A 16,751-nucleotide genomic window follows, 5' to 3' on the forward strand; every position below is an offset into this window, starting at 1 on the left:
CGCCCCCTGGCTTCGCCGGGGGTACCCCCACCCGGCGAAGCCAGGGGGAGCTACTTTCGACACACGCCCTAGCGTGCCCGCGCGCGGGATCGGATCAGGCGGGCGGCTCGTCCCGGAACGGGGCGAGCCCGTCCACCGACTTGGTGGCGTAGAACTGGACGATCCGGTACGCGCACACCCCCGCGACGACGAACGGATCGCCGGCCACGACCTCCTCGATCTCGGCCCGCCCGACCCCACCGGCCAGAATCACCCCGCCGTCCCGCGGCTCCTTCCGCCCGGACGCGAGGAACACCCCCTCGGCGTACCGCGCGTTCAGCCACTCGACGTGCGCGTCGAGAAGGGCGTCGATCCGCTCGATGGGCGCGGTGTAGCTCAACTCCAGTACGAACATGATCGCCAGGCTACCCGCCCCCTCGCACCTCCGGACCGGGCCCGGCCCACCCCCTAGGCTTGAGGATCATGACGATCATCGAGATTCCCGAGGGATGGCCCGCCGACGAGGACGCCGCGCTCGCCGTGCAGCAGGAGCTGCGGGGGCGGCTTGTGCTCGGGGAGGAGGGGCCCGGGGTGGGGGAGGGGAACGTCACCGGGGTCGACGTGGCCTATGACGACGAGCGCGACCTCGTCGCCGCCGCGGCCGTCGTGCTCGACGGACGGAGCCTGGAGGTGGTCGAGGAGGCGACGGCTGTCGGGCGGGTGTCGTTCCCGTACGTGCCGGGGCTGCTGGCCTTCCGCGAGGTGCCCACCGTGCTCGCCGCGCTCGGGCGGCTCGACGCCGACCCCGGGCTGCTCGTCTGCGACGGCTATGGGATCGCGCACCCGCGCCGCTTCGGTCTCGCCTGCCACCTCGGGGTGCTCACCGACCGCCCGGCGATCGGCGTCGCCAAGAACCCGTTCACCTTCTCGTACGAGCAACCCGGCGCCGCCCGGGGCGATTTCAGCCCGCTCGTCGCCGACGGCGAGACCGTCGGACGGGCCCTGCGCACCCGGGCCGGGGTGAAGCCGGTCTTCGTCTCCGTCGGGCACCGCGTCTCGCTCGACCGGGCCTGCGCGCTCACCCTGCACCTCAGCCCGCGCTTCCGGCTCCCCGAGACGACCCGGCATGCCGACGCGCTCTGCCGCCGGGCACTGAAGGACGCCCTGAGCACGAGGACCGTGTGACGGCTGGGACGACTGAGTACCCATACGGATACCGGCTCGTGACCCTGCGGCGGCAGAGTGTGGGCATGACTTCCCCCCGCGCCACCCGTCCCACCCCCGTCGGAACTCTGCAGTGCGTCGTCCTGGACTGCCCCGACGTGATGGAACTGGCCGTCTTCTACCAGCGGTTGCTGGGCGGCGAGATCAACCGCCCCGACCCCCAGTGGGCCGTCGGCGACGCCTGGGCCACCCTGCACGGCGCCGGCGGCGCCCCGGTGCTGGCCTTCCAGGGCGTGGCCGATCACCGGCCGCCGGTGTGGGGCGCGCCCGAGCAGCAGTTCCACATCGACGTCCGGGTCGCCGACCTCGACGCCGCGCACGAGGAGGTGCTCGCGCTCGGCGCCTGGCGCCTGGACAGCGACGGGGACGGGGGCGACCGGGCCTGGCGCATCTACGCCGACCCGGCCGGCCACCCCTTCTGCCTCGTCCGCCACTGAGCCGGGGCCCGAGGCCGTGGCCGGCGGGTCTCAGCCCGAGTGCGCCACCCGGAAGCGCAGCCCCGCCGCCCGCAGGCGCTCGACCAGCGCGTCTCCCATGGCGACCGCCGTGGTGACCTGCCCGGCGGTCGCCGGCAGGGTGTCGTGCGCCAGGCACAGCGCCGACTCGGCCAGCATCTTCGCCGTCTCGTCGTAGCCCGGGTCGCCGCCCGACACCTCGGTGAGGACGCGCCGCCCGCCGCCCTCGCCGACGAAGCGCACCGAGAACCAGCTGCGCGCCCGCCGCTCCGCGCTCGGCCCCCGGCCCGGCTCCCAACGGCCCATCATCCAGTCGCGTACGAAGGGGAGTTGGGCCGCGAGCACGCCCGCGCCGACCGCCGCCGAGCCGCCCAGAGCCATCGGCAGGGTCTTGACCGAGGCGTAGTGGCGGTAGCGGAAGTCCGGCCCGTAACGCTCGAGCGAGCGCGCCGAACGCGCCACCACCTGCGGGTCGATGGTGGGCAGCGGCAGCGCCCAGGTGCCGGTCTCGCGGCTGAAGCGGGGCCGGCCGAGCGGCGCCCGGGCCCGTCGGGTCACCAACCGCGGCTCGTACAGGCGCCGTTCGTGCGCGGCCCGGAGGATCTGCCGGCCGCGCCCGAAGGCGGTGAGCGCCGAGGCGAAGGTGCCGCCGGAGAAGATCGCCCCGGCCCGCACGAAGCCGTCGATCCGCAGCGGTACGCCCTCCGGCAGCTGCCGCACGGTGAAGTACACGCCCAGGTCGTGCGGGACCGAGTCGAAGCCGCAGGCGTGCACGAGCCGGGCACCGGTCTCGCGGGCGAGGGCGTCGTACCGCACGTACATCCGGTCCACGAACTCGGCCTCGCCGGTCAGGTCCAGATAGTCGGTGCCGGCCTCCGCGCACGCGGCGACCAGCTCCTCGCCGTACCAGACATAGGGGCCGACGGTGCTGGCCACCACCCGAGCGGACCCGGCGAGTTCGCGCAGCGCGGCCGGGTCGGTGGAGTCCGCGACGAGAAGCGGCAGGTCGGCGCAGCGCGGCCACCGGGCGGCGAGGCGCTCGCGCAGGGCGGCGAGCCTGGCGGGGCTGCGGCCGGCCAGGGCCCAGCGGCTGTCCGCGGGGGCGTGTTCGGCGAGGTACTCCGCGGTGAGCTCGCCCACGAAACCGGTCGCTCCGAAGAGCACCACGTCGTACGGCCGCGCGGCCGCCCCTGTCTCCATCCAGCCCCTCGCCTTCGCCCCCGCGCCGCACCCGGCGCGCGTGTCGTCGGCGGACTCTAGCGGACGCGGTCCGGTGGACGGGCCGGGCGGTACCCCTCGGTAATTTCCAAGCGCTTGCTCGGCTCGGGGGCTTGTGCCGAGTGGAACACGTTCCTAGCATCTCCGGTGTTACATCATCACTGTCACACTCGCCGCGCAGCCATCCGCAGCCATCCGCAGCCACCCTGGGGGCCCGATGACGACACCCGGTCCAACCCGTACCGGTCCGCTCTCCGGCGTCCGCGTGGTCGAACTCGCCGGGATCGGCCCCGGACCCTTCGCCGCCATGCTGCTCGCCGACCTCGGCGCCGACGTCGTCCGCGTCGACCGGCCCGGCGGCCCGGGCCTCGGCATCGATCCGGCCAGGGACCTCACCAACCGCAACAAGCGCTCCGTCCTCGTCGACCTCAAGGCGGACGACGGCCCGGGCGCCGTGCTCGACCTGGTCGAGCGGGCCGACATCCTGGTCGAGGGCTACCGGCCCGGCGTCGCCGAACGCCTCGGCGTCGGCCCCGAGGCCTGCCTCGCCCGCAATCCGCGGCTCGTCTACGGCCGGATGACCGGCTGGGGCCAGGACGGCCCGCTGGCCAGGACCGCCGGCCACGACATCGCGTACCTCGCGCTCACCGGCACCCTCGGCATGATCGGCCCTGACCCGGACGGCCCGCCCAGCATCCCCGCCAACCTGCTCGGCGACTACGCGGGCGGCTCCCTCTACCTGGTCATCGGCGTCCTCGCCGCCCTCCAGCACGCGCGGACGCACGGCGAGGGGCAGGTCGTCGACGCCGCCATCGTCGACGGCGCCGCCCACCTCGCGACCATGATCCACGGCATGCTCGCGGCCGGCGGCTGGCAGGACCGGCGCGGGGTCAACCTGCTCGACGGCGGCTGCCCCTTCTACGGCGTGTACGAGACCTCCGACGGCGGCTACATGGCCGTGGGCGCCCTGGAGCAGCAGTTCTACGACGAGTTCGTCCGCCTCCTCGGCATCGAGGAGGCGGCCCCGGCGCGCCGTGACCTCGCCCGCTGGGACGAACTGCGCGCGGCCGTCGCCGCCCGCTTCCGCACCCGTACGAGACAGGAGTGGACGGCCGTCTTCGAGGGCACCGACGCCTGTGTCGCCCCCGTCCTCTCGATGCGCGAGGCCCCCGCCCACCCCCACCTCGCCGCCCGCGGCACCTTCACCGAGCACGGCGGACTCGTCCAGCCCGCGCCCGCCCCCCGCTTCTCCGCCACCCCGGGCAGCGTCCGTACCGGCCCCGCCCTGCCCGGCGCCGACACCGACGAGGTCGCCCGCGACTGGGCCGTACCCGCCCTGACCCCGAAGCCCCAGGAGCCCTCCGCATGAAGCGCCAGCTCTACACCGCCGACCACGAGGCCTTCCGCGAGGTGGTCCGCACCTTCCTCGCCAAGGAGGTGCTGCCGCACTACGCGCAGTGGGAGAAGGACGGCATCGTCTCCCGCGAGGCGTGGCGCGCCGCCGGCCGGCAGGGCCTCCTCGGCATCGCCGTCGACGAGGAGTACGGGGGCGGCGGCAACCCCGACTTCCGGTACGCCGCCGTCCTCGCCGAGGAGTTCACCAGGGCGGCCGCCCCCGGCCTGGCCATCGGCCTGCACAACGACATCATCGGCCCGTACCTGACCAGGCTCGCGACCGACGAGCAGAAGCGGCGCTGGCTGCCCGGCTTCTGCAGCGGCGAGATCGTCACCGCCATCGCGATGACCGAGCCCGGCGCCGGCTCCGACCTCCAGGCCATCCGCACCACCGCCGAGGACCACGGCGACCACTGGGTCCTCAACGGCTCCAAGACCTTCATCTCCAACGGCATCCTCGCCGACCTGGTGATCGTCGTCGCCCGCACCACCCCCGAGGGCGGCGCCCACGGTCTGTCCCTCCTCGTCGTCGAGCGCGGCATGGAGGGCTTCGAGCGCGGCCGCAACCTCGACAAGATCGGGCAGAAGTCCCAGGACACCGCCGAGCTGTTCTTCAAGGACGTACGGGTCCCCAAGGAGAACCTGCTCGGCGAGCTCAACGGCGCCTTCGTCCACCTCATGACCAATCTGGCCCAGGAACGGCTCGCCATCGCCGTCGCGGGCATCGCCGGCGCCGAGCACCTCCTTGAGCTGACGACGACCTACGTCAAGGAGCGCGAGGCCTTCGGCCGGCCGCTCGCGAAGCTCCAGCACGTGCGCTTCGAGATCGCCGAGATGGCCACCGAGTGCGCCGTCACCCGCGCCTTCGTCGACCGCTGTATCACCGAGCACGCCGATCCGGCCGGGCTCGGGCTCGACCCCGTGAACGCCTCCATGGCCAAGTGGTGGTCCACCGAGCTGCAGAAGCGGGTCGCCGACCGCTGTCTGCAACTGCACGGCGGATACGGCTACATGAGCGAATTCCCGGTGGCCAGGGCCTTCACCGACGGCCGTATCCAGACCATCTACGGCGGGACGACCGAGATCATGAAGGAGATCATCGGCCGCTCCCTGCTCGGCTGACCCCGACCGCGCGCGCCCGACCTCGACCGCCCGACCCGCACCCCGACAGACTCGCCCGAAGAGACTCGCCCGAAAGGCAACACCGTGACCACCGAAGCGTACGTCTACGACGCGATCCGCACCCCGCGCGGCCGCGGCAAGGCCAACGGGGCCCTGCACGGCACCAAGCCGATCGACCTCGTCGTCGGCCTCATCCACGAGATCCAGGCCCGCCAGCCCGGCCTCGACCCGGCCGCGATCGACGACATCGTCCTCGGTGTCGTGGGTCCGGTCGGCGACCAGGGCTCCGTCATCGCCCGGATCGCGGCCATCGCCGCGGGCCTGCCGGACACCGTCGCCGGTGTCCAGGAGAACCGCTTCTGCGCCTCCGGCCTCGAAGCCGTCAACCTGGCCGCGATGAAGGTCCGCTCCGGCTGGGAGGACCTCGTCCTGGCCGGCGGCGTCGAGTCCATGTCCCGGGTGCCGATGGCCTCCGACGGCGGCGCCTGGTTCGCCGACCCGATGACCAACATCGCCACCAACTTCGTCCCCCAGGGCATCGGCGCCGACCTCATCGCCACCATCGAGGGCTTCTCGCGCCGCGACGTCGACGAGTACGCCGCGCTCTCCCAGGAGCGCGCCGCCGCGGCCGTCAAGGACGGGCGCTTCGACCGCTCGATCGTCCCCGTCAAGGACCGGGCCGGACTCACCGTCCTCGACCACGACGAGCACCTGCGCCCCGGCACCACCGCCGACTCGCTCGCGAAGCTGAAGCCGTCCTTCGCGGACATCGGCGAGCTCGGCGGCTTCGACGCGGTCGCGCTGCAGAAGTACCACTGGATCGAGGAGATCGACCACGTCCACCACGCCGGCAACTCCTCCGGCATCGTCGACGGCGCCTCGCTGGTCGCCATCGGCTCGAAGGCGGTCGGCGAGCGGTACGGGCTGACGCCGCGCGCCCGGATCGTCTCGGCGGCCGTGTCCGGCTCCGAGCCGACCATCATGCTCACCGGCCCCGCGCCCGCCGCCCGCAAGGCGCTCGCCAAGGCCGGCCTCACCATCGACGACATCGACCTCATCGAGATCAACGAGGCCTTCGCCGCCGTCGTCCTGCGCTTCGCGAAGGACATGGGCGTCTCCCTCGACAAGATCAACGTCAACGGCGGCGCCATCGCGCTCGGCCACCCGCTGGGCGCCACCGGCGCGATGATCCTCGGCACCGTCGTCGACGAGCTGGAGCGCCAGGACAAGCGCTACGGCCTCGTCACGCTGTGCGTCGGCGGCGGCATGGGCATCGCCACCATCGTCGAGCGCGTCTGACCGCCCGGTCCGAACCCCTCTTACGGATCCAACGGAGAAGCATCAGTCATGAGCGAGAGCACCACCATCCGCTGGGAGCAGGACGAGACCGGCGTCGTCACCCTCGTCCTGGACGACCCCGACCAGTCCGCGAACACGATGAACCAGGCCTTCCGGGCCTCCATCAAGGCGATCGCCGACCGCGCGGTGGCCGAGAAGGACTCCATCCGCGGCATCGTCTACACCTCCGCGAAGAAGACCTTCTTCGCCGGCGGCGACCTCAAGGACATGATCAAGGCAGGCCCCGAGGACGCCCAGGCGATCTTCGACACCGCCATCGAGATCAAGGACTCCCTGCGCCGCATCGAGACCCTCGGCAAGCCCGTCGTCGCCGCCATCAACGGCGCCGCGCTCGGCGGCGGCTACGAGATCGCCCTGGCCAGCCACCACCGGATCGCGCTCGACGCGCCCGGCTCCAAGATCGGCCTGCCCGAGGTCACCCTCGGCCTGCTGCCCGGCGGTGGCGGCGTCGCCCGCACCGTACGCCTCATGGGCATCACCGACGCGCTCCTCAAGGTGCTCCTCCAGGGCACCCAGTACAACCCGAAGCGCGCCCTCGACAACGGGCTCGTCCACGAGCTGGCGGCCACGCCCGAGGAGATGCTCGCCAAGGCCCGCGCCTTCATCGACGCGCACCCCGAGTCGGCGCAGCCCTGGGACGTGCCCGGCTACAAGATCCCCGGCGGCACTCCGTCCAACCCGCGCTTCGCCGCCAACCTGCCGGCCTTCCCCGCCAACCTGCGCAAGCAGACGAACGGCGCCCCCTACCCCGCGCCCCGCAACATCATGGCGGCGGCCGTCGAGGGTTCCCAGGTCGACTTCGAGACCGCGCTGACCATCGAGTCGCGCTACTTCACGGAGCTGGTCATCGGCCAGACCGCGAAGAACATGATCCAGGCGTTCTTCTTCGACCTCCAGGCCGTCAACTCCGGCGCCAGCCGCCCGAAGGGCGTCGAGAAGGGCCGGGTCCGCAAGGTCGCCGTGCTCGGCGCCGGCATGATGGGCGCCGGCATCGCCTACTCCTGCGCCCGGGCCGGCATCGAGGTCGTCCTCAAGGACGTCTCCACCGAGGCCGCCGCCAAGGGCAAGGCGTACTCCGAGAAGCTGTGCGCCAAGGCCGTCGCCAAGGGCCGCACCACCCAGGAGAAGGCCGACGCCCTCCTCGCCCTCATCACCCCGACCGGCGACGTCGCAGACCTGGCCGGCTGCGACGCCGTCATCGAGGCGGTCTTCGAGGACACCGCGCTCAAGCACAAGGTGTTCCAGGAGATCCAGCACGTCGTCGAGCCCGACGCGCTGCTCTGCTCCAACACCTCCACCCTGCCCATCACCGTCCTCGCCGAGGGCGTCGAGCGGCAGAGCGACTTCATCGGCCTGCACTTCTTCTCGCCGGTCGACAAGATGCCGCTGGTCGAGATCATCAAGGGCGAGCGCACCGGAGACGCGGCCCTGGCCCGCGCCTTCGACCTGGTCCGCCAGATCGACAAGACGCCGATCGTCGTCAACGACTCCCGCGGCTTCTTCACCTCCCGGGTCATCGGCCACTTCATCAACGAGGGCGTCGCCATGGTCGGCGAGGGCGCCGAGCCCGCGTCGATCGAGCAGGCCGCCGCCCAGGCCGGCTACCCGGCGAAGGTCCTCTCCCTCATGGACGAGCTGACCCTCACGCTGCCGCGCAAGATCCGCAACGAGACGCGGAAGGCGGTCGAGGAGGCCGGCGGCACCTGGATCGCCCACCCCGGCGAGATCGTCATCGACCGCATGGTCGACGAGTTCGGCCGCCCCGGGCGCAGCGGCGGCGCCGGCTTCTACGACTACGCGGAGGACGGCAGGCGCGGCAAGCTGTGGCCGGGCCTGCGCGAGCACTTCACCAAGCCGGACGTCGAGATCCCCTTCCGCGACATGCAGGAGCGGATGCTCTTCGCCGAGGCGCTCGACACTGTCCGGCTGATCGAGGAGGGCGTGCTGACCTCGGTCGCCGACGCCAACATCGGCTCCATTCTCGGCATCGGCTTCCCGGCCTGGACCGGCGGCGTGCTCCAGTACATCAACGGCTACGAGGGCGGCGTCGCCGGCTTCGTCGAGCGGGCGCGCGAGCTGGCGGCGACGTACGGCGAGCGCTTCACCCCGCCGGCGCTCCTCGTGGAGAAGGCCGAGCGGGGCGAGGTCTTCACGGACGCGCGGTAGTCCGGAAGGCCGTACGGAGTTCCTCGCTGAGGGACCGCTGGAAGGCCGTCACGAGGGCCTGGACCACCATCGGCTGCATGTGCGCCGAGAGCGACTTCATCGCGGTCAGGTGGTCCGGGTCCTCGCCGCTCTCCCGGTACGGATTCCACACCTGTTCCTGGAACAGGCGCGCCAGCTCCTGCGCGGCGCTGCGCGCGTGCTCCAGGAGCACCGTCCGGGAGGCCAGGATCGTCTCGTGCTCGATCGGCACGTCGAGCAGCTCCACACCGAGCCGCAGCAGGGCCCCGTCGAGCCGGAACACGTCCGGGTCGGGGCCCTTGTCCAGCACCCCCATGGCGGCCAGCCGGTCCACGTCCCGGTCCGCGAGCGGCCGCCCGGCCCGCCGCTCCAGCTCCTGCCGGGTGATCACCTCGGCGGACTCCGGCGCCCAGGACGCCACGAGCGCCCGGTGGATCGCCAGGTCCTGCGCGCTCAGATCCGGCGGCAGCTGCTCCAGATAGCGCTCGATCGCCGCGAGCGTCATCCCCTGCCGCTGCAACTCCTCGATCAGCGCGAGCCGGGAGAGATGCGCCGGGCCGTACCGCCCGACGCGGCGGGCGCCGATCACGGGCGGCGGCAACAGACCGCGCGTCCCGTAGAACCGCACGGTCCGCACCGTCACCCCGGCCCGGGCGGCCAGCTCGTCGACGGTGTAGCCGGGCTCGTCGGCCCGCTCCTCGCTCGCCTGCTGCTGCATGGTTCAACAGTATTGCTGTCTCACCAGCCTTGTAAAAGAGTCGTGGGGACCGGGAACCCGGCCCGGGCTACGCCTCCGGGGCGAGCCGCTCGACCGCGACGAGCGCCGCGTCGTCGCCGAGGTGCCCGCCCGCGTACGCCTGGAGGTCGGCCCGCAGCCGGGCGAGCAGGGTGGGCGGATCCTCCCCGGCCCAGGCCGGAAGGCGCTCGGCGAGCGGGTAGAACGCGCGGGTGTGGTCACGGGCCTCGACGACGCCGTCCGTGTAGAGCAGCAGCACGTCACCGACGTCGAACGGGAACGTCTCCACCGTGACGTCGGGCGAGAGCACGTCGGACAGGCCCAGCGGCGGGCTCGCGTCGGAGGCGTCGAGGGTGATCACCCGCCCCTCGCGGAGCAGCAGCGGCGGCGGGTGCCCGCAGTTGACCAGGCGCACCACCGGCTCGTCGTCCGGGATGTCGAGGACGAGCGCGGTGACGAAGGCCTCGTCGGCGCCGTCGGTGTCGTCGCCCTCCCGGTCCGTGCCGCCGTCGTCGTCCGCCGACACCACCCCCGCCTCCAGCTGCCCGACGAGCTCCGGAAGCTCCCGCTCGCGGCGCGCGGTGACCCGGAAGGCGCCCAGGACCAGCGAGGCCTCGCTGATCGCGTCGAGCCCCTTCCCCCGGGCGTCCCCGATCAGCAGCCGCGTCCCCCGCCCCGTACGCGCCGCGGCGTACAGGTCCCCGCCCATCTGCGCCTCCTCCTCGGCCGCCAGATACACCGAGGCGATGTGCAGCGGCCCCGCCCGGTGCGGCAGCGGGCGCAGGACGACGCTCTGCGCGGCCTGCGCGACGGCCCGCAGCCGGGTCACCCGGGCCTCGTCCCGCTCCCGCAGATACGCGAAGAAGGTCATCATCGCGGAGAGCAGCACCAGCGCGATGATCTGGTACGTGTGGTTGAGATCGGTGAGACTCGTCCGCGCCACCGCCACCACCGACTGCGCGAGCACCGCGGCCGCGCCCACGAACGCCGTCATCCGCGGCCCCGCGAACGAGGCCGCCAGCGCCGGCGCCGCCACCAGGAACGGCCCCAGATGCACCTCGGGCGGCGCCAGCACGTCCACCACGGTGACCGCCGCGATCAGCACGAACGGCACGCACAGCAACCACCGCCCGCCGCGCCCGGACAGGCGGAGCCGCCGATCGCGCCGGTGGGCCTCCATGGGACAGGCATACCCGAGGACCGGGAACCTGTCCTGTTACGGGCCGCTGAGCCGCCGCACGACAGCCCCCGCCCGCTCCGGATGCGCCGCCAGACAGGCGGCGAGGTGTCCCCGTACTGCCTCCGCCACGCCGTCGCGCACGCCCTCGCCGCCCAGGAGCCCCCGGGTCGCCCCCTCGAACTCCGGGTCGTCGAGCTTCACCGAGACGACCGCGGTCAGGCCGTGATCCGTCGCCTCCGGCAGACCGAGTGCGGCGGCCACCCCGTCGAGGAAGCCGTTCACATGCGTGCCGCCCTCCGGGGTCCGCGCACTGTTGGCGAAGGACCGGACCCCCGCCCCCGGCCCCTCGCTCCACCGCAGGGCCACCTCCACGGTCCCGGCCAGGCGCGGGTCCTCCCACTCGAAGTGCAGGATGTCGGTGTGCACGGGGTTGTCGGCACCCGCGGCGAGGAACTCCACGAAGTCCCGCGCCCCGCCGGGGAACCGGCAGTGCTCCTGCCGCGGTTCCGCACCGCCCCGGGGGCGCTCGTCGGTCAGCGTGAGCGTGAGGTCCCGGTTCAGGAAGGCCAGCTCCCGGAAACGGTCCAGGAGGTCGTCGAAGGAACACTCCACGGTCTCGAAGAGGTCGGCGTCCGGCCGGAACACGAGGGTGGTGCCGCTCGCTGTGGCGGGCCCGGCGGGTGAGGGCGGCGCGAGTGAGATTCCGCGCTCGTACTCCTGCACCCAGCGCACACCGTCGCGCCGCACCTCGGCGGTCAGCTCGCTGGACAGGGCGTTCGCGACCGGGGCACCGACGTAGCTCAGGTCCACGGTCCGCCGGTCCCGCCGCCGCACCCCGGCGCGGACGTGAGTCATCGGCCCTTCGAGGCCGAGACCGCCGCCGTCCCCCGGCCCGTCGTCCTCGACCCGGATCCGGCCGTCGGCCATGAGGGTGACGTCGACACGGGTCGCGCGCCCCGCCAGGACCGCGTTCACCGGCCGGTCGAGCACCTCGTACACCAGCTGGTGCAGACCCCGTTGGCTCGTCGACCCGACATACATCCCGGGCCGCTTCCGAATGGCTTCCGGCCACTCAAGGACCTTGATGTTCGCAGCGCTGTACGTGCTCGGGCTGTCGCTCACGAATCCCCCTCGGGCGTGTTCAGCAGTTCCCGACAGCCTAGGAGAATTCCCGGAAAAGGCCAGGTCAGAGCTTGTGTGTGGAGGAATCGCGTGGGCGTGTACGGGCCGGTGGGCACCGCCCGGGAGCGCGCGGGCCGGAAGGGGTGCGGGGTGCGGGCGACGGCGCCCCGGGGTACCGCCGTACCCGCGCACGGGCCTGTTCGGGGCGGCCCCGGGGGCGCCGGTTTCCGGTGGGGGGCGCCCGCGGGGCCCCGGTCTTGTCCTAGGTCCGGTCCGGGAGGTCGCCGCCCGGGGTCACCAGGCCCGACTCGTAGGCCAGGACGACCAGCTGGGCGCGGTCACGGGCGTGGAGTTTGGTCATGGCGCGGTTGATGTGGGTCTTCGCGGTCATCGGGGTGATCACCATCCGGTCGGCGATCTCGTCGTTGGACAGACCGCGCGCGACCAGGGCGACCGCCTCGCGCTCGCGGCCGGTCAGTTCGGCGAGGGCCGTGGCCGACGGGACGGCGGGCGGGCGGCCGTGGACGTAGCGGTGGATCAGTTTCCGGGTGATGGACGGCGCGAGGAGCGCGTCGCCGCGGGCCGCGACGCGGACGGCGTGCAGGAAGTCCTCGGGCAGGACGTCCTTCACCAGGAAGCCGGCGGCGCCGGCGCGCAGCGCGTCGAGGACGTACTCGTCCATGCCGTAGTTGGTCAGGATCACCACATGGACCCCGGCGAGCGCCGGGTCGGCGGCGATCCGCCGGGTCGCTTCGATGCCGTCGACGAGCGGCATCCGGACGTCGACGAGGGCCACGTCCGGCACATGCGCCCGGGCGAGCGCCAGGCCCTCCGCGCCGTCGGCGGCCTCCGCGACCACCTCGATGTCGTCCTCCAGGTCGAGCAGCGCGCGGAACCCGCTGCGGATCAGCGGCTGGTCGTCCACCAGCAGGACCCGGATCACGAGGTACGCCCCACGGCGCGCTCGCCGGCCGGGTCGGGGGCCACGGGGAGTTCGGCGCGGACGGCGAAGCCGCCCTCGGCGCGCGGCTCGGCCCGCAGCCGCCCGCCGAGCGCGGTCACCCGCTCCCGCATGCCGAGCAGCCCCAGGCCGGGCGCCGGGGCACGGCCCGGCCGCGCCCTCCCGTCGTCCTCCACCCGTACGGACACGGTGTCCGGCCGGCAGGCCACCCGCACCGACACCGTGCGGGCGTCCGCGTGCCGGGCGACATTCGTCAGGGACTCCTGGACGATCCGGTAGACGGTACGGTCCACCGCCGCCGGCACGTCGGGCCGCCGCCCCTCCGCCTCCCCGGCGCCCTCCACCGTCAGCGTCGCGTCCAGGCCGAACGCCCGTGCCCGCTCGACCAGTTCCGGCACCGCGTCGAGGCCGCGCGGCGGCGCGGTGTCGTCGTCCCGCAGCGCCTCCAGGGTCGCGCGGAGCTCCCGGCTCGCCTCCCGTCCCGCCTCCTGGATCGCGAGCAGGGCCGGCGGAACCTCCTCGCCGCGCCGCCGCGCCACGTGCACGGCGACCTCCGCCTGCACCTTCACCACCGAGATCTGATGGGTGAGCGAGTCGTGCAGCTCACGGGCGATCCGCAGCCGCTCCTCGTCGGCCCGGCGCCGCGCCGTCTCCTCCCGGGTGCGTTCGGCCTCGTCCGCGCGCCGCTCGGCCTGCCGCAGCGCCTCGCCCGCCGCGCCCGCCGCGATCAGCCAGGCGAGCTCCAGGGCGCCGCGGGCGCGCGCGAAGGCCTCGCCCGTGTCGTCCAGGCCCGAGACCAGGGCCGCCACCGGCAGCGCGGCGATCATGGCCAGGCTCGCGGCCGCCGTGACGGCGCGGTGGCCCGCCCGTACCGCCGCGTACACCGCGAAGAGATAGCCGACCACCGGCACGTCGAAGCCCGCCGCCTGATAGCCCACCGCGCAAAGACCGGTCACCACGAGCACCGCCACCGGGGCCCGGCGGCGCGCGACCAGCGCGAGACCGCCGGCCGCCAGCAGCCCGTACCCGAGCAGGTCGACACCCGTCGGCCCCTGCCCGTGCCGCTCCGACACCCCGGTGACCACCAGCGCCGCCGCCACGCCGACCGCGATCACCGCGTCCCCGAACCGGTCCCACAGCCCTGCCGCACCTGCCGTGCCTGCCTTCATGCGCGCACCCTAACCGGCCGCCCGGTGCCTCCGGATCCTCCACACGGACCGGGCCCGGCTACCACGGACGCGGTAGCCGGCCGGCGCCCTGCCGCGGGCGCGGCAGGGAAAGAGTCCGCGCCCGCCGGACGACCGGACGGGGGCGTGGCGGACATGCTCGGGACATACCGCGACAGCAGAGACGAGGAGCCCACGATGTCGGACCTGACCACGCTCGCCGCCAGTGTCTACACCCTCAGCGCCGGCCGGATCGGCGCCGGCGCCGCCGCCCTGCTCGGCCTGGCCGCCGCCGTCACCGCCTGGCGCGCGCTGACCCGCCCCACCGGCCGTCTCGGCCGCCTCGGCGGCGCCCCCGCGCTGACCGCCGGCCTGCTCTCGATGGCCCTCGGCGCCCTCGTCGCCACCACCGCCGACGGCGGCGTCGGCACCGGCAACGGCCTCGGCGGCGCCTATGTGGCGCTGCTGGTGGGCGCGCTGGCCACGGGTCTGGCCGGGGCGGTCATGAGGCGGGCGCGGCGGGGCGCTCAGGTCCGGTGACCGCGTGCCCCGTGGCAGTCTGGCGCCCATGACGACGAACGGCGGGCCCGCCGCGCCCTCGCGGGGAGCCCTGGAGATCGACGGGCGGCGGCTCTCCTACCTCGACCACGGGGGAACGGGGCGCGTTCTGGTCGCCCTGCACGGGCACTTCGGCGAGGGGCGCACCTTCGCCGGGCTCGCGCGGGCGCTGGCGCCGGAGCACCGGGTGGTCGCGCTCGACCAGCGCGGGCACGGGCACTCCGACCGGGCGGCGGACTACTCCCGGGAGGGGTACGTCGCGGATGTCGGCGCGCTGCTCGACCATCTGGGGCTCGGGACGGTGGACCTGCTCGGGCACTCGCTCGGCGGAGTCAACGCGTATCGGTTCGCGGCCCGGCATCCCGGACGGGTGCGGGCGCTGGTCGTGGAGGACATCGGCGCCGAGGTCGACGACGACCTGTCCTTCTGTCTCGACTGGCCGCGCCGGGCCCCGACCCGTTCCGCCCTCGTGGAGGGCCTCGGCGCGTCCGCCCCCTATCTGGCGGACGCGATCCGGGAACACCCCGACGGCTGGGGCCTCGCCTTCCGGCCGGAGGACATGGTCGCCTCGCAGCGCGCCCTCAACGGCGCCCACTGGGACGACTGGCTGGCCGGCACCTGCCCCGCCCTCCTCGTACGCGGCACCCGGAGCCGTGTCCTCGGCGCGGGGCACGCGCGCGTGATGGTCGAGCGCCGCCCCGGCGCCCGGCTCGTCGAACTGCCCACCGGCCACACCGTCCACGCCACCGACCCCACCGGCTTCGCCGCCGCCGTCCGCCGCTTCCTCGCCGCGACCGAGGCCGTGTCCAGGCCGCGTCCGGGCCGTCCCGGCCCGATGTCAGACCCGGCTCGTAGGGTGGCTCCATGAACGCGATCGAGTACGTACGGGGGGACGCCACCGCGCCGCGGGGCAAGGGCGTCAAGGTCGTGGCGCACGTCTGCAACGACCTGGGCGGCTGGGGGAAGGGCTTCGTGCTCGCCGTGTCGCGGCGCTGGCCGGAGCCGGAGGCGGCCTACCGCCGCTGGCACCGTGAGCGCGCGCGGAACGACTTCGGGCTCGGGGCCGCGCAGTTCGTCCGGGTCGAGCCGTATGTGTGGGTGGCCAACCTGGTGGGGCAGCGGGGGATACGGACGGGGCGGAGCACCGGGGTCCCGGTGCGGTACGAGGCGATCGACGCCGCGCTCGGGCTGCTCGCCGCGACGGCGGCGGAGCTGGGGGCCTCCGTGCACATGCCCCGGATCGGCTGCGGCCTGGCCGGCGGGCGCTGGGAGCGGGTCGAGCCGCTGATAGCGGAGCGCCTGGTGGCGCGGGGGATACCGGTCACGGTGTACGACACGGGGGCGTAGGACCCCCCGTTCCCGGGCCCGCGCCGGGCCCTTCCAGGCCCCTGTCCCGCCCCTGGCGAGGGGCGCGGCGCGACGGACGCTAGAGTCATGCGCCTGTTCGAATCAGGGGCATGACCAGGGGAGGGGTATGCAGGCGCAACTCAGGGAGAAGGCCACCGAGTTGGCCGAGGTCCTGTGGAAGGAGCACACCGTCTACCGCGAGCGCGGCGGCGGCGTGGTGATCCGCGGCGATCATGTGCGCCGATGGATCAGCCTGGCGCCGACCGGGGGCAAGGACCAGGCGCTGATGCGCGCCGGGCGGATCCTGGACGGCGGGACGACCGCGCCCGCCCGCCTGGAGGTCGTCGTCGACCTGGCGTCCGGTACGGCGGAGCTGGCCGCCGTCTGCCGCCGGCTGCTCGCGGAGACCGCCGCGGACGCCGCGCCCTCCACGGCCGGCTCCGTCCGGCCGCCCAGGGCCGCCCGCGCGACCGGCGGGAAGGGGAGGACGAAGGCCCCGCGCGGTCCGCGCGCCGGGCGCCACACGGGCGTCGGCTCGTGGGTGGTGCTGCTGTGCGTCGGCGGCGTCGTCGCCCTCTGGGCGTACAGCGTCTTCGGCGGCGCCTACTAGGGCCTGTCCGGCGGCGCCGCGGGACCCTCGCCGGGCCCCGCCCAGGCCGCGAGCGGCTGGGCCGGCGGCGCCGCGGGACCCAGATCGGACGAGGGGCGTGTAGGGGAAGGGTGGTTGTGGGGGGGTGTTGATGTC

17 protein-coding genes are annotated in these 16,751 nt (G+C 74.0%); 10 read left to right on the plus strand and 7 right to left on the minus strand.

The annotated features are described in order from the left end of the window. Positions 1 to 94: 94 nt before the first annotated feature. Positions 95 to 394 carry a YciI family protein gene (locus AB0M18_RS35380; RefSeq protein WP_365765401.1) on the minus strand — a complete coding sequence of 100 codons (300 nt, stop codon included), beginning with the start codon at positions 392 to 394 and terminating at the stop codon, positions 95 to 97. A gap of 68 nt (positions 395 to 462) precedes the next feature. On the opposite strand from AB0M18_RS35380, the gene AB0M18_RS35385 reads away from it, so the two are divergent. Next, positions 463 to 1,164 (plus strand): endonuclease V, encoded by a 702-nt coding sequence (locus AB0M18_RS35385; RefSeq protein WP_365765403.1) that lies wholly within the window; start codon positions 463 to 465, stop codon positions 1,162 to 1,164. A gap of 65 nt (positions 1,165 to 1,229) precedes the next feature. After that, the gene (locus AB0M18_RS35390; protein WP_365765405.1) at positions 1,230 to 1,640 is read left to right on the plus strand and encodes a VOC family protein; all 411 of its coding nucleotides are present in this window, start codon (positions 1,230 to 1,232) and stop codon (positions 1,638 to 1,640) included. A 30-nt stretch (positions 1,641 to 1,670) separates the two neighbouring features. On the opposite strand, the gene AB0M18_RS35395 is transcribed toward AB0M18_RS35390, so the two are convergent. Beyond that, on the minus strand, positions 1,671 to 2,858 hold the full coding sequence (locus AB0M18_RS35395; protein WP_365765407.1) for a saccharopine dehydrogenase NADP-binding domain-containing protein: 1,188 nt from the start codon (positions 2,856 to 2,858) through the stop codon (positions 1,671 to 1,673). 235 nt (positions 2,859 to 3,093) lie between these two features. Between AB0M18_RS35395 and AB0M18_RS35400 the strand changes: the two genes are divergently transcribed. The 4 genes from AB0M18_RS35400 (at position 3,094) to AB0M18_RS35415 (ending at position 8,918) form a co-directional block, all read left to right on the plus strand. Further along, on the plus strand, positions 3,094 to 4,245 hold the full coding sequence (locus AB0M18_RS35400; protein ID WP_365765409.1) for a CaiB/BaiF CoA-transferase family protein: 1,152 nt from the start codon (positions 3,094 to 3,096) through the stop codon (positions 4,243 to 4,245). After that, on the plus strand, positions 4,242 to 5,393 hold the full coding sequence (locus tag AB0M18_RS35405) for an acyl-CoA dehydrogenase family protein (RefSeq protein ID WP_365765411.1): 1,152 nt from the start codon (positions 4,242 to 4,244) through the stop codon (positions 5,391 to 5,393). The genes AB0M18_RS35400 and AB0M18_RS35405 overlap by 4 nt, the downstream gene beginning before the upstream one ends. A gap of 84 nt (positions 5,394 to 5,477) precedes the next feature. Further along, the gene (locus AB0M18_RS35410) at positions 5,478 to 6,692 is read left to right on the plus strand and encodes an acetyl-CoA C-acetyltransferase (protein WP_365765413.1); all 1,215 of its coding nucleotides are present in this window, start codon (positions 5,478 to 5,480) and stop codon (positions 6,690 to 6,692) included. Between the two features lie 48 nt (positions 6,693 to 6,740). After that, entirely contained in the window at positions 6,741 to 8,918 is a 2,178-nt protein-coding gene (locus tag AB0M18_RS35415; RefSeq protein WP_365765415.1) for a 3-hydroxyacyl-CoA dehydrogenase NAD-binding domain-containing protein, read from the plus strand. Here the strand turns inward: AB0M18_RS35415 and AB0M18_RS35420 are convergent. The 5 genes from AB0M18_RS35420 to AB0M18_RS35440 form a co-directional block, all read right to left on the minus strand. Beyond that, positions 8,902 to 9,654 carry a MerR family transcriptional regulator gene (locus AB0M18_RS35420; protein WP_365765417.1) on the minus strand — a complete coding sequence of 251 codons (753 nt, stop codon included), beginning with the start codon at positions 9,652 to 9,654 and terminating at the stop codon, positions 8,902 to 8,904. The two genes, AB0M18_RS35415 and AB0M18_RS35420, sit on opposite strands and share 17 nt — an antisense overlap. Before the next feature lie 67 nt (positions 9,655 to 9,721). Then, a complete protein-coding gene (locus AB0M18_RS35425) occupies positions 9,722 to 10,852 on the minus strand; it encodes a PP2C family protein-serine/threonine phosphatase (RefSeq protein WP_365765419.1) in 1,131 nt (376 codons plus the stop codon). A 36-nt stretch (positions 10,853 to 10,888) separates the two neighbouring features. After that, a complete protein-coding gene (locus AB0M18_RS35430) occupies positions 10,889 to 11,974 on the minus strand; it encodes a DNA gyrase subunit B (RefSeq protein ID WP_365765421.1) in 1,086 nt (361 codons plus the stop codon). A gap of 262 nt (positions 11,975 to 12,236) precedes the next feature. Next, complete coding sequence (locus tag AB0M18_RS35435) at positions 12,237 to 12,917, minus strand: response regulator transcription factor (protein ID WP_365765423.1); 681 nt, start codon at positions 12,915 to 12,917, stop codon at positions 12,237 to 12,239. Continuing rightward, on the minus strand, positions 12,914 to 14,104 hold the full coding sequence (locus AB0M18_RS35440; protein ID WP_365765425.1) for a sensor histidine kinase: 1,191 nt from the start codon (positions 14,102 to 14,104) through the stop codon (positions 12,914 to 12,916). The genes AB0M18_RS35435 and AB0M18_RS35440 overlap by 4 nt, the downstream gene beginning before the upstream one ends. A gap of 195 nt (positions 14,105 to 14,299) precedes the next feature. Between AB0M18_RS35440 and AB0M18_RS35445 the strand changes: the two genes are divergently transcribed. From AB0M18_RS35445 to AB0M18_RS35460, 4 genes are all read left to right on the plus strand, one after another. Further along, positions 14,300 to 14,641 carry a DUF6223 family protein gene (locus tag AB0M18_RS35445; RefSeq protein WP_365765427.1) on the plus strand — a complete coding sequence of 114 codons (342 nt, stop codon included), beginning with the start codon at positions 14,300 to 14,302 and terminating at the stop codon, positions 14,639 to 14,641. A gap of 28 nt (positions 14,642 to 14,669) precedes the next feature. After that, the gene (locus tag AB0M18_RS35450; RefSeq protein ID WP_365765429.1) at positions 14,670 to 15,527 is read left to right on the plus strand and encodes an alpha/beta hydrolase; all 858 of its coding nucleotides are present in this window, start codon (positions 14,670 to 14,672) and stop codon (positions 15,525 to 15,527) included. Continuing rightward, positions 15,524 to 16,006 carry an Appr-1-p processing protein gene (locus AB0M18_RS35455; protein WP_365765431.1) on the plus strand — a complete coding sequence of 161 codons (483 nt, stop codon included), beginning with the start codon at positions 15,524 to 15,526 and terminating at the stop codon, positions 16,004 to 16,006. Before AB0M18_RS35450 ends, AB0M18_RS35455 begins: the two co-directional genes overlap by 4 nt. Before the next feature lie 127 nt (positions 16,007 to 16,133). Beyond that, positions 16,134 to 16,616 carry a hypothetical protein gene (locus AB0M18_RS35460; RefSeq protein WP_365765433.1) on the plus strand — a complete coding sequence of 161 codons (483 nt, stop codon included), beginning with the start codon at positions 16,134 to 16,136 and terminating at the stop codon, positions 16,614 to 16,616. Positions 16,617 to 16,751 lie beyond the last annotated feature (135 nt).

This window comes from Streptomyces sp. NPDC051909 (assembly GCF_040681095.1).
Taxonomy (GTDB): Bacteria; Actinomycetota; Actinomycetes; order Streptomycetales; family Streptomycetaceae; genus Streptomyces.